The following is an 11,622-nucleotide window of genomic DNA, read 5'->3' as shown; positions in this document are numbered from 1 at the left end:
TGGCCTGTTCCGTTCAATCAGGCGGTGCCGTACAGCAGTGCCAGCAGGCGGTCGAGCGGCCAGGTGTTCACCACGTCGTCGGCGGTGAGCCAGGCGCGCTGGGCGATCCCGACACCGAACCGCTGGTGGTTCAGATGCGGGACGGCGTGGGCGTCGCTGTCGATCGAGAACCGCACGCCGTGGTGGCGGGCGAGCCGGACGAGATCGGAGGGCAGGTCGGCGCGGTCGGGATAGGCGTCGATCTCCATGATCGTGCCGGTGCGGGCGGCGGCGCGGAAGACCTCGTCCCAGTCGGCGTCCACCGGCGGCCGTTTGCCGATCTTGCGGGTGGTCGGGTGCCCGATGACGTGGACGTGGGGGTTCTCGCAGGCGGTGATGAAACGGCGGGTCATCTCGGCACGCGACTGGTTGAAGTGCGAGTGCACGGAGGCGACGCAGACGTCGAAGCCCGCCAGGATCTCCGCCGGCCAGTCGACCGAGCCGTCCGGAGCGATGTTCAGCTCGGTGCCGTGCAGCAACCGCATGTCCGGATATCTGGCTTGAAGTTCGGCGAGGCGGGCGCGCTGGGCGAGCGCCTTGTCGAGCGTCATCCGCTGCATGACCAGGTCCGGAGCGTGATCGGTGACCGCGTAGTAGGAATGGCCGCGCAGCGCGGCCGCGGCCACCATGTCCTCCAGGGAGGCGATCCCGTCGGTCAGATCGGTGTGCGTGTGCAGGTCGCCCCGCAGGTCGGCGAGCTCGACCAGCCGGGGCAGCTCGCCGCGCAGCGCGGCGGCCACCTCGCCGCCGTCCTCGCGCAGCGTCGGCGGGATCCACCGCATGCCGAGCGCGTCATAGACGTCCTCCTCGGTCTCGGCCGCGATCAGGCGGCCGTCGCCGTCGAACAGTCCGTACTCCGACAGCTTCCAGCCCTTCTTGACCGCCATCTCCCGGATGCGGACGTTGTGCTCCTTGCTGCCGGTGAAGTAGATCATGGCGGCGCCCCACGACTCGTCGGGCACCAGCCGCAGGTCCACCTGTAGTCCCCGGTCGGTGCGCACCGACGTCTTCCGCTCGCCCTTCGCGATCACCTCCGTGACGTACGGCTGACGGGAGAACAGGTCCATCAGGCCGGGCGGGCCGACCGCCAGGATGTCGATGTCGCCGATCGTCTCGCGCATCCTGCGCAGCGAGCCGGCGTAGGCGATCCGCTCGGTTGGCAGCGATCCGATCACCCGTTCTGCCAGGTCCATGGCGATGCCGAGGTGGACCCTGCCGCCCGACAGCTCCAGTTGCTCGACACCCTTGAGCAGGTTCTCCTCGGTCTTCGGGCCGAAACCCCGCAGCCCGGCCAGCCGGCCGGCCCTGATCGCGTCGGCGAGCGCGGCCGGCGAGTCGATGCCGAGCTCCTCGAACAGGAACAGCGCCCGCTTCGGGCCGAGCGAGGGGACCCGCGTCAGCTCGCGCACCCCCTCGGGCACCCGGCCGCGCAGCTCGTCGAGCTGGCGGAAGCTTCCCCGCGACAGGAACTCCTCGACCTTCTTGGCGATGGCCTCGCCCACGCCGGGGATCTTTCTGATGTCCGCCTGCCGCAGGTCCTCGGGGAACCCGGCGATGGACTTGGCCGCCTTCTGATAGCTCCGCACCCGGAAGGCGTCGCCGCCGCTCAGCGCGAACAGCTCGGCGTACTCCTGCAGCGCGGCCGCCGCGTCGTCGTTCACCCGTCCCATGAATCTCAGGGTAGGAGAGCGGGCAGCGCCCGTTGGACGTCCGTCGCGGCCTCGACTCCGGCGCCGTCGGCGGCGCGTGCGGCCTTCTCGACGAAACGAGCCACCAGACCCGGATCGGCGAGCATGGTCAGGTGACCTCGTCCGGGCAGGTGGGCGAGGGTTCCATCGTGGCAGGCCGCGAGAAACCTCCGCTCGTCGGCGCGGAACGGGTCGCGGGAGCCGTTCAGCAGCCAGACCTGGCCCGGGTAGGCGGCGAGCGCCGCGATCGGGTCGCTCCCGGCGACGGCCTCGACCGCCGACGGGATGACCTCGGTCGTCAGCCCACCCTCGATGATCGCCTCGCCCATGGGGCCCGGCAGGGCCCGGCGGAAGCCGTACCGGCTCACCGCCTCGGCCGTCGCGGCGTGGCGTGCGGCGATTCGGCCGACCCGGCGGTAGAGGCCGGCGATGGTCCGGGGCGGCCGTGCCGTACACCCCATCGCCACGAGCCCTGCCACGCGAGCCGGATAGCGCGCGGCGGTGGCGAAGCCGACATAGCCGCCGAGTGAGAATCCGGCGACGAGCGCCCTCCCGCCGAGCTCGGCTATCGAGTCGGCGACGACCTCGCAGGCGGCGTCCAGGTCGAACGGCAGACCCCGCCGGATGCCGTGACCGGGCAGGTCCGGCGCCGCCGACGGCCGGTCGAGCAGCGCTCTCACCGGCGACCACATCGTGCCGCTCACCCGGATCCCGTGAACGAAGACGACTGGGAGCACGTCACACCCTTTCCATAAACGCAACGCATCGTTGCGTTGGATTAAAGCACGACGCAACGGTGCGTTGCAAACGGCTAGGCTTGGCGACATGGGACCGAGAAAGAGACGCGAGATCCTGGACGCCACGCTCGAACTTCTCGCGGAGAAGGGGTACGAGGGTCTGACGGTCGAGGGGGTGGCCGAGCGGTCCGGGGTGAACAAGACGACGATCTATCGCTGGTGGCGGTCCAAAGCGGCCCTGCTCGGCACGGCGCTGCTCGAGTCGCCGTCGCTCGAGATCGACGTGCCCGACACCGGGAGCATCCGCGGCGATCTCCACCTGCTGCTCGACGGCCTCGCGGTGCTGCTCACCCGGCCGCCCGCGTCGGACATCGCCGTCGCCACGCTCGGGGCCGCGGTGAACAACCCGGAGTTGGCGGCAGCGGCCAAGGACTTCTTCGCCGACCGGCTCGCTCGTGAGACGACGATCTTCGAACGGGCCGTCGGCCGCGGTGAGATCGATGCGGCGACCGACCCCATGATGGTCATGGATCTGCTCGCCGGAGCCGTCTGGCTGCGTACGGTCTTCCGGCAGTCGCCCCTCGACGAGGAGTTCACGGAACGGGCGGTGAACCTGGTGCTGGAGGGGATCGGGCGGCCGGCCGGCCATCCCTGATCACGTCGGCGGGAATCTCAGGGAAGGAGAACCGGCAGTGCCCGCTCCAGAGACCTGATCCAGTACGGCCAGGTGTGCGTGCCGTCTCCGTAGAAGTCCGTCGTGACCTCCACGCCGGCCTTCTCCGCGGCCGCGGCGAAATTCAGGTTCTGCCGCATTATCGAGGCCTCGGTGTGGTCCTTCGGTCCCTTGCCGGGGTCCAGCGGACCGGACGTGCCGTTGCCCGACGCCGCGTACAGGCGCACGCCCTTGAGGCGGGCGACCAGGTCGGTGGGATTGTGCTCCGCCCAACTGTCGGGATCGCCCCAGACGTCCGCCGTGTCCAGGCCGTAGTCGGCGAACAGCGCGCGATGCCCGCGGACGTCGGAGCGGGTGTCGAGCACGCCGGAGAACGAGGCCGCGGCCTCGAACACGCCCGGATGCCGGGCCGCGTAGCCGAAAGCGCCGTGGCCGCCCATCGAATAGCCGGCGATGGCGCGACGCGTGCCGATGCCGTACCGCGGCTCGACCAGGCCGGGCAGTTCGGTCATGTGGAACCTCTCCCAGGCCGGGCCGTCCCGCCAGTCGGCGTACCAGCCCATCGGGCCGCCCTCGGGCACGATGACGACCGCGTCGAGGCGGGCGGTGAGCTCGGCCACCTCGCCCGTCTGGAGCCAGTCCCAGCCGCCGCCCGCGCAGCAGCCGTGCAGCAGGTACAGCGCACGCCAGCCGGTGGAACCCGCCGTCCACGCCGACGGCTTCACCACCCACACCGAGCGCCGGGCGCCCGTCGCCGGGGAGTCGATCACGAGTCTGTCCGTCCGGCCGTCCACGGCCTCCTGTGAGATCACGGACGCCGCGGAGTGGGCGGGTCGCGGAGCCGGGGTGACGGCCGCGCTCTGGCAGCCGCTCAGCGCGATGATCAGGGGGAGGGCGCCCAGGATCTTCTTCACAACAGAGCTAGATGTCATACCGGGCCCGCCCCGTCAACCTTCCGCCGAGTCGCGGCAGGTGATCACCTGGTGGGGGTATGTCCGGTCTGGACAGTCTGGACAGCCCGGACGGCATGGACGGAACGGGGGCGGCCGATGAATGGCTGGCAGGTCCAGGAAGCGAAACAGCGCCTCAGTGAGGTCATCCGGCGTGCGGTGAGCGATGGTCCTCAGGTGGTCACCCGCCATGGCGACCGCCAGAGTCAACGGCCGGACTCTGGTCAGTCGCAACGTCAAGGACTTCGTGGGCACCGGCGTGTCCGTCATCAATCCCTTCGAACCGATCGCTCCATAGCCCACGGCAGTGTGGTCAGACTCGTGAGAACGGCTCGGCGTAGGTGAAGGGGCCGCGCGGCGACGGGACGGGCCCGTTGAACACGCGCACCTGGAAATAGCGTCCCCAGGCCGGGTCCGGCGGCGTGACGCCGTGCCTGTCCCAGGGCTCGAAGCCGAACCGGGAGTAGTATCCGGGATCGCCGAGCAGCGCCACCAGTGGTTCTCCCGTTGCCTCGGCCGCGCCGAGCACGGCGTGCATCAGCGCCGAGCCGACGCCGCTGCCCTGGTGGTCCGGGTGCACGCTCAGCGGTCCGAGGCCGAGCGCCGGGACCGGGCCGACGTGACCGCGGCTGCACACCACGTGCCCCACGACCTCCCCGGTGGGGGTGACCGCGACGAGCGACAGGGCGGGCAGCCAGCCCTCGTCGTCGCGCAACTCGTCGATCAGCGTCGCCTCGGCGGGCATCTCGCCGGGCTTCTTGGCGAAGGCGGCGGCGGTCACGGCGCGGATGGCGCCGACGTCTGCGGAGGTCTCCCTGCGGATCATCATCCGCCCAGCCTGCCGTTCGGCACGACCCTCGGGCAACCCGGTTTCCTCGGCAATGTTTTGCCTGGTCTTGGGGGGTTTTGGTGTCACCTCATTGGTTGGACTAGATGCCGGGCCTGACCCGATGTGGCCGTTACTTGCGGTCGCGCTTACAGTGAAGCGGGCAATATCACGACATCAAGAGAAGGGATGGTCGATGCTGCACGAGAGACTGTCGTCGGTGTACGACAACGTGCTGCGCCGAAACCCGGGCGAGATCGAGTTCCATCAGGCGGTCCGGGAAGTGCTGGAGAGCATCGGGCCCGTCCTCGGAAAGGACCCCGAGTACGCCGAGCACAAGATCATCGAGCGGATCTGTGAGCCGGAACGGCAGATCATCTTCCGGGTGCCCTGGGAAGACGACAACGGCGAGGTGCACATCAACCGCGGCTTCCGGGTCGAGTTCAACAGCGCGCTCGGGCCGTACAAGGGAGGGCTCCGCTTCCACCCGTCGGTCTACCTCGGCATAGTCAAGTTCCTGGGCTTCGAGCAGATCTTCAAGAACGGCCTGACCGGGCTGCCCATCGGCGGCGGCAAGGGTGGCTCCGACTTCGACCCGAAGGGGCGCTCCGATCGCGAGATCATGCGCTTCTGCCAGAGCTTCATGACGGAGCTCTACCGTCACCTGGGCGAGTACACCGACGTGCCCGCGGGTGACATCGGCGTCGGAGGGCGCGAGATCGGCTACCTGTTCGGCCAGTACAAGCGCATTACCAACCGCTACGAATCCGGCGTGATCACCGGCAAGGGGCTCACCTTCGGCGGCGCGCAGGTGCGCACCGAGGCCACCGGGTACGGCTGCGCGTTCTTCGTGGAGGAGATGCTGAAGGCACGCGGCACGTCGTTCGACGGCAAGCGCGTCGTGGTCTCCGGTGCGGGCAACGTCGCCATATACACCATAGAGAAGGTCCAGCAGCTCGGCGGCACCGTCGTCGCCTGCTCCGACTCCTCCGGGTACGTCGTGGACGAGAAGGGCATCGACCTCGACCTGCTCAAGCAGGTCAAGGAGGTCGAGCGGCGCCGGCTGAACGCGTACGCCGAACGGCGTGGCACGGACGCCACGTTCGTGGCCGGGCACAGCGTCTGGGAGGTGCCCTGCGAGGTGGCGATGCCGTCCGCCACGGAGAACGAGATCACCGGCAAGGACGCCGAGGCGATGGTCCGGGGCGGCTGCGTGGCCGTCGGCGAGGGCGCCAACATGCCCACGACCCCCGAGGGCATCCGGATCTTCCAGGAGGCGGGGGTGTCGTTCGGGCCGGGCAAGGCCGCCAACGCGGGCGGCGTCGCCACCAGTGCCCTGGAGATGCAGCAGAACGCCAGCCGCGACTCGTGGACGTTCGAATACTCCGAGCGGAAGCTGCAGGAGATCATGAGGGACATCCACGGCCGTTGCCTGCAGGCCGCGGACGAGTACGGCATGCCGGGGGACTACGTCGCCGGCGCCAACATCGACGGGTTCAAGCGCGTGGCGGACGCGATGCTCGCCATGGGGCTGATCTGACCGCACGACGATCGACGTTGATCGCAATCTCCTGATCCGAACCGCGGATCTCCACCCGGATCCCTGCTAATCACAAGCAAGTCACCGCCGAGTGTCGCATCGTACTAACAATGGCGTACACGAATTCGACATCAGACGGCCCGATCGGGCCGACGCCATGGCGGTCCACGAACTGGTCGCGGAGCACGACGCCGAGGTGATCGGCAAGCCGGACTGGACCTTCTCCAGGACACGGCCGACACGCTCGCCGAGATCGACCTCGCCAATGACGCCTAGGTTTCACATCGCCGGCGACCGGATGGTGGGCTGGGACAGCACCCAGCGCAAGGCATGAGTGACAACGTGGACATCGACGTCCAGGCCAGGGATCCGGAGGCCGCGAACCTCCCGCGAACCACACCCCCACACCCCACACCCCCCCAGGGCCGTGATCTTGCGAAAACTCGCAGGTGGGTACGGAGAGCAGGCATTTCACGTTCGTGATCTTGCAGTTCCTTGCAGGTCTATCCCCTGAGCTGCGAAGACAGTGCTCGTGATCTTGCGCTTCATCGCGACTGCAAGATCACGAAATGCATAGGCCCACGTCAGAGAGCCTGACTGCGAGAAACTGCAAGATCACGGGATTGGTCCGCGCAGGTCAGAAGGCTTCCCTGGCAGAATTCGCAAGATCACCGTGGGGAGTGGGGTGGGGGTGTGCGTGTGCGGGTGGGGGTGGGACGGGGTCAGTCGGAGAGGTCGTCGAAGCCGTCCAGCTCGCCGAAGGCGGCGCCGTACCGCACGCACACCATGCGGGCGACGGCCTCGTGGGCGCCGAGCGGAGCCGCGCAGCCCGCCTCGATGGCCTGGGCGGCGGAGGCGATGCGACTGTGATCCGCCTCCGGCCCGATCACGAAGGGGACGAGCGCGAGCCGGTTGGCGCCGATCTTGCGCAGCCGCTCGGCGGCGTCCCGGACCGTCGGCACGCCGTCGATAGCCGCCGGCACGACGGGCAGGGTCAGCCGGGAGGCCAGCAGGACCGCGGTGGCGTCGGCCCCCCGGGCCGCCTCGTCGCCCCCGGCGGTGACCACGATGATCCCGTCGACCGGCGAGGAGACGTTGAACAGCCGCATGCGGTCGACCCGGGCCAGGCCCGCCTCCGCCAGCCGGACGTGCAGCGCCTCGGCCAGCACGGGGTGGGGCCCCAGCGGATCCGTGATCTTGACATTGGCCTCGCTCTGGGTCGCGGCGTCCCGTACGGCACGCAGCAACCGGGGGTGCGGGCCGGTGACCAGGGGGACCACCACCGCGGCCGGCCCCTCGGCGGTGCGCCCGGCGGCGATCGTGCCGAACTCCTTGGTCAGCTCGGCGCCGCCGTCGGCGAGGGAGACGAGACGAAGGTCGATCTGGGGATTGTCGAGCCGGACGATGGCGGCGACCTCGGCCGCCACGTCCACGTCGTCGGCCGCCTCCCCGACTTTTCCGGGCACGGCCAGGACCAGGGTCGGCGCTTCTGGCGGCAGATCCGCCGGCAGCGGCCGCCGGTGCCGTCCGCCTCCGGGCCGGTGGGACCGCTCCCGCATGGGAAGCCGCGGCGGCTCTTCGTGACCTTCGTTCACAAGGGCGGATTCTAGGGCGAAACCGGTCGAATAGTAGAACCAACGCGAGGCTTGTTGCCGAGGGGTGATCTAGGAGTGTCGTTGATCTTCGCCGCGGCGCCCGCGGCGGGCGGGAAGATCGGCGGGACACGACCTCAGGCCCCCTGACGCGGCCGGTAGACGTCCCACAGTTCGCCGAGGAAGAACCCGCAGAAGCGGCCGAGGGCTCCCGCGCCGTCCGGTCCCTCCGTGCGGAAGGTGGACAGCATCCTCGCCAGGTCCGCCGGGGTGATCCGCAGCGTCCCCGAGGCGATCTCCTCCGCCTCCCCGTCCTCGCCCTCCGCCACATGTCCGGCCAGCAGCCGGACGTACAGCGTGGAGGTGTCCAGCCACAGCCGGGTCGGCGGGCCGTGGCCGACGTCCTTCCAGCCCGTCAGCGTGCGGGGCCGGTTCGAGTCGTCCCAGAAGTGCAGCCGATAGCACATGCGCCTCTGGTCGGGCTCCGCTCCGGGGACGAAGAGGTTGAACCAGCCCTGCGCGACGGGGCGACGGCCCCCGCAGCCGGCGACGTCGATCCAGCCCTCGGCCCGGGCCCGGTGCTCCGGCTCCGCGAGGAAGCGTTCGGCGTCGTCGACGGTGATGGTGAGGCGGAAGGTGCACGGGTCGGCCCCGAGGACGCCCCGCATCTCCTCGACGAACCACAGCGCCGTCGCCGTCCCCGGCCGGTGTCCGTCCCGCCGGCGGACCGGCGTGCGCGTCTCCAGCATCCTCGTGCTCATCCGGTCGGCCAGCGCGGCGATGGTCAGCGCGGGGTTGGCCCCGACCGGTCCCGGCATGGCCGCGCCGTCGGCGACGTACAACCCGGGGAAGCCGAACACCTCGCCGTGGGCGTCGCACACCCCCTCACCGGGGTGGCGCCCCATCGGCGCCCCGCCGAGCGGATGCGCGGTGATCACGCGGTCGCGCCACCGGGACGGGCTGCCGGCGTAGTCGGCGCCCAGCACGTCGCCGATCCTGCGCATGGTCGTGCGCAGCCGGTCGAAGTAGGCCCTGCTCGTCTCGGCCGTCCAGACGAGGTCGAGCCGGCCGTCGCGCAGCCGCAGCACCCCGTCCGGCACGTCCAGGCCCATGCCGAGCAGCGGCAGCGAGCTCCCCGACAGCTCACCCCGGCCGATCAGGTGGGCGAGCTCGGCCGACAGGTTGGTGTCGTTCGTCAGCAGGCCGCGCAGCCGCTCCAGCACGAACCGCGCCGCCCGCCCGAGACCGGCCCTGACGTCGGCGCCCTCGACCAGGTAGTCGACGAAGGCAGGGTAGCCGCCGTCCTCGATGTAGGAGTCGTCCAGCCGGATCGCGCTGGTGATCACCGGCCCCCTGGCGGCGTTGATCGGCCGGGTCCTGCTGCGATCGGTGGCCCGCAGCAGGAACGCCAGCACGTCGCCGTTGCCGGAGAAGCGTGTTCCGAGCGTACGGCTCAGGCCGGGGAAGGCGGCGCGGTCGTGCAGCAGCAGCCGGGACGTGCCGAACGTCCCGGCGGCGAGGACGAGCCGGTCGCAGCTGATGGTGTGCGGGCCGGTCCATCTCGGCCGCAGCCGCTCCTCCTCGTCGGGCGAGGCCGGCGGCAGGTGCACGACGTAGGCGACGTCGTAGCCGCCGTTCACCCTCGGCCGGATGCCGCGCACCTCGTGCAGGGTCCGCAGGTCGGCCCCGTGATGCCGGGCAGCGGCGAGATAGGTGTGGTCCAGGCTGTTCTTCGCGCCGTCGTTGCAGCCGATGTCGCATTCCCCGCACAGCCGGCAGGTGCGGCGGGGCACCCCGTGCAGGTTGCCGTACTCGGGGTCGGCGATCGGCAGCCCGAGACCCGGCTCGGCGCCGGGGGAGGGGGCGAAACCGACGGCCAGCGGCGGCAGCCGCCAGTCGAGCCCGAGCTCGGCCGCCGCGTCCCGCATCGCCAGCGTCTTGAGCGTGTCGGCGTAGGCCGGATGGGCCAGCGGGTACGGCGACACGCCGATCATGCGTTCGACCGCGTCGTAGTGCGGATCGAGCTCGGCCCGGGTCACCGGCCACGACTCGTAGCCGCCGTCCGGCAGCGGCTGCTCGTGGACGAACCACTCCTCGTCCTTGCGCAGCAGCACGTTGGCGTAGACGAGTGAGCCGCCGCCGAGCCCGCAGCCGACCACCGAGTCGCAGTCGCGGAAGCTCCACACGTCGAACATGCCGTACAGCCCGGCGTCGGGATCCCAGAAGGCGCGGCCGAGCTGGGCGGGGCCGCGCGGGAACGAGCCGGGCGGGTAGGGCCGGCCTCGCTCCAGCACCACCACCGACAGCCCCGCCTCGGCCAGGCGGTAGGCCGCCACCGCTCCACCGAATCCAGAGCCGACAACGACAGCGTCGACGTGTTCCATCTATGTGCTCTCAGCCTGAGGAGGTCCGCTTGAGGAAGTCGAGGATGTGCGGGAACACGTCCAGGTGCGCGTTCCCGCCGATCAGGGGGTCGATGTGCCCGTAGCCCGGGATGATCCGCAGCTCGTGCCGCCCGGGACTGATCCGTGACAGCAGCCGGTGGCAGGCCACGTTGGAGTCGGTGAACACGTCGTTGTGGTCGCCGGTCAGGTAGAGGATCGGCGTGTCGATCTCGGCGGCGCGCGCCAGGTAGTCGCGCGGCAGCGCCGCGTGCCGCGGGTCGCCGGCGTCGAACCGCACCACCCGCCCAGCCGCGACCATCTTCCGCACGTGCCGGTAGTAGTGCAGCGAGCAGGCGCCGTTGAGGTCGGCGAGGCGCCCGTGGACGTGGGTCTCCCGCCGCAGGTTGCGATGCCGGTACATCGCGGGCCTGCCGCTGCCCCACATGAAGCTCTGCATGTGGCAGGCCGCCTCCCGGCATTCCGGGTGGGCCAGGGAGACGGCCCTGGCCAGCAGCCACCGGCGGGTGAGCGGGGGAGCGTCCCGGAAACGCGGATCCAGGTACGGCAGGCCCAGGCCGTACTCGAGCAGCTCCGGCCCGAGCATGAGCTTGAGCCGGGCCCAGCCGTGCACCCGGGGCGTCAGGCCCACGCTGTTGGCGACCAGGCTCGCGATCCCGTCGATCACACCGCCGAACAGGCTCATGTGGAACGACACCGACCCCAGGCAGTGCGCGATCACGTGAACCCGCCGCGCCCCCGTGTGGCGGCGGAGTTCACGCAGCGCGGCCGGGAAGTCGAAGCAGGCGATGTCGTCCAGCGTGTCCCGGCGGGTCTCCACGTTGTACGGAAACCGGTTGCTCATCCGGAAGTCCAGCGCCCACACGTCGCCGAACCCGTTGCCGTGCAGGAACCGGACCAGGTTCACCTGCTCCGGCATGATGAACATGTCGCTGGACGAGGTCAGGCCGTGTACGAGCAGCACGACGTCGTCGTGACCGTCGCCACCGTCCTGGCCGCCCCGGCGGAACCGGGTCAGGGTGAGCCCCAACTCGTCCTCCGTGGTGAACGGATGCACCGACACCTCGGCCTCGGCCACTCCCGCCGACGTGAAGCGCGGGATGCGGTGACCCATTCTCGCCTCCTCGTGCCCCCGCGTTCAGGGCACGGGGCAACCATTCCAGTCCCGCCGCGGA

At 70.3% G+C, this 11,622-nt stretch carries 9 protein-coding genes and 1 pseudogene; 3 read left to right on the top strand and 7 right to left on the bottom strand.

Annotated elements, in window-relative coordinates:
* Positions 1 to 17: 17 nt before the first annotated feature.
* Positions 18 to 1,709 carry a DNA polymerase/3'-5' exonuclease PolX gene (polX, locus tag AP234_RS25815; RefSeq protein WP_055482318.1) on the bottom strand — a complete coding sequence of 564 codons (1,692 nt, stop codon included), beginning with the start codon at positions 1,707 to 1,709 and terminating at the stop codon, positions 18 to 20.
* A 5-nt stretch (positions 1,710 to 1,714) separates the two neighbouring features.
* The gene (locus AP234_RS25810) at positions 1,715 to 2,464 is read right to left on the bottom strand and encodes an alpha/beta fold hydrolase (protein WP_200926712.1); all 750 of its coding nucleotides are present in this window, start codon (positions 2,462 to 2,464) and stop codon (positions 1,715 to 1,717) included.
* An 88-nt stretch (positions 2,465 to 2,552) separates the two neighbouring features.
* On the opposite strand from AP234_RS25810, the gene AP234_RS25805 reads away from it, so the two are divergent.
* Positions 2,553 to 3,119 carry a TetR/AcrR family transcriptional regulator gene (locus AP234_RS25805; protein ID WP_055482317.1) on the top strand — a complete coding sequence of 189 codons (567 nt, stop codon included), beginning with the start codon at positions 2,553 to 2,555 and terminating at the stop codon, positions 3,117 to 3,119.
* Positions 3,120 to 3,136: 17 nt separating this feature from the next.
* On the opposite strand, the gene AP234_RS25800 is transcribed toward AP234_RS25805, so the two are convergent.
* Entirely contained in the window at positions 3,137 to 4,051 is a 915-nt protein-coding gene (locus tag AP234_RS25800; protein ID WP_055482316.1) for an alpha/beta hydrolase, read from the bottom strand.
* Positions 4,052 to 4,186: 135 nt separating this feature from the next.
* Here AP234_RS25800 and AP234_RS38855 point away from each other — a divergent pair.
* Positions 4,187 to 4,243 (top strand): annotated as a pseudogene (locus AP234_RS38855) (prevent-host-death protein); the annotation flags it as partial.
* A 157-nt stretch (positions 4,244 to 4,400) separates the two neighbouring features.
* On the opposite strand, the gene AP234_RS25795 reads toward AP234_RS38855, so the two are convergent.
* The gene (locus AP234_RS25795) at positions 4,401 to 4,916 is read right to left on the bottom strand and encodes a GNAT family N-acetyltransferase (RefSeq protein WP_055482354.1); all 516 of its coding nucleotides are present in this window, start codon (positions 4,914 to 4,916) and stop codon (positions 4,401 to 4,403) included.
* 193 nt (positions 4,917 to 5,109) lie between these two features.
* Between AP234_RS25795 and gdhA the strand changes: the two genes are divergently transcribed.
* On the top strand, positions 5,110 to 6,453 hold the full coding sequence (gene gdhA, locus AP234_RS25790) for an NADP-specific glutamate dehydrogenase (protein WP_055482315.1): 1,344 nt from the start codon (positions 5,110 to 5,112) through the stop codon (positions 6,451 to 6,453).
* A gap of 722 nt (positions 6,454 to 7,175) precedes the next feature.
* Here the strand turns inward: gdhA and AP234_RS25785 are convergent.
* The 3 genes from AP234_RS25785 to AP234_RS25775 form a co-directional block, all read right to left on the bottom strand.
* On the bottom strand, positions 7,176 to 8,048 hold the full coding sequence (locus AP234_RS25785; protein ID WP_235558372.1) for a hypothetical protein: 873 nt from the start codon (positions 8,046 to 8,048) through the stop codon (positions 7,176 to 7,178).
* Between the two features lie 134 nt (positions 8,049 to 8,182).
* Complete coding sequence (locus AP234_RS25780; protein ID WP_055482313.1) at positions 8,183 to 10,429, bottom strand: FAD-dependent oxidoreductase; 2,247 nt, start codon at positions 10,427 to 10,429, stop codon at positions 8,183 to 8,185.
* Between the two features lie 10 nt (positions 10,430 to 10,439).
* On the bottom strand, positions 10,440 to 11,561 hold the full coding sequence (locus AP234_RS25775; protein ID WP_055482312.1) for an alpha/beta fold hydrolase: 1,122 nt from the start codon (positions 11,559 to 11,561) through the stop codon (positions 10,440 to 10,442).
* Positions 11,562 to 11,622: the final 61 nt, after the last annotated feature.

This window comes from Sphaerimonospora mesophila, from assembly GCF_001417795.1.
GTDB classification, from domain to species: domain Bacteria; phylum Actinomycetota; class Actinomycetes; order Streptosporangiales; family Streptosporangiaceae; genus Sphaerimonospora; species Sphaerimonospora mesophila.
This window is presented reverse-complemented; position numbering and strand designations above follow the sequence as displayed.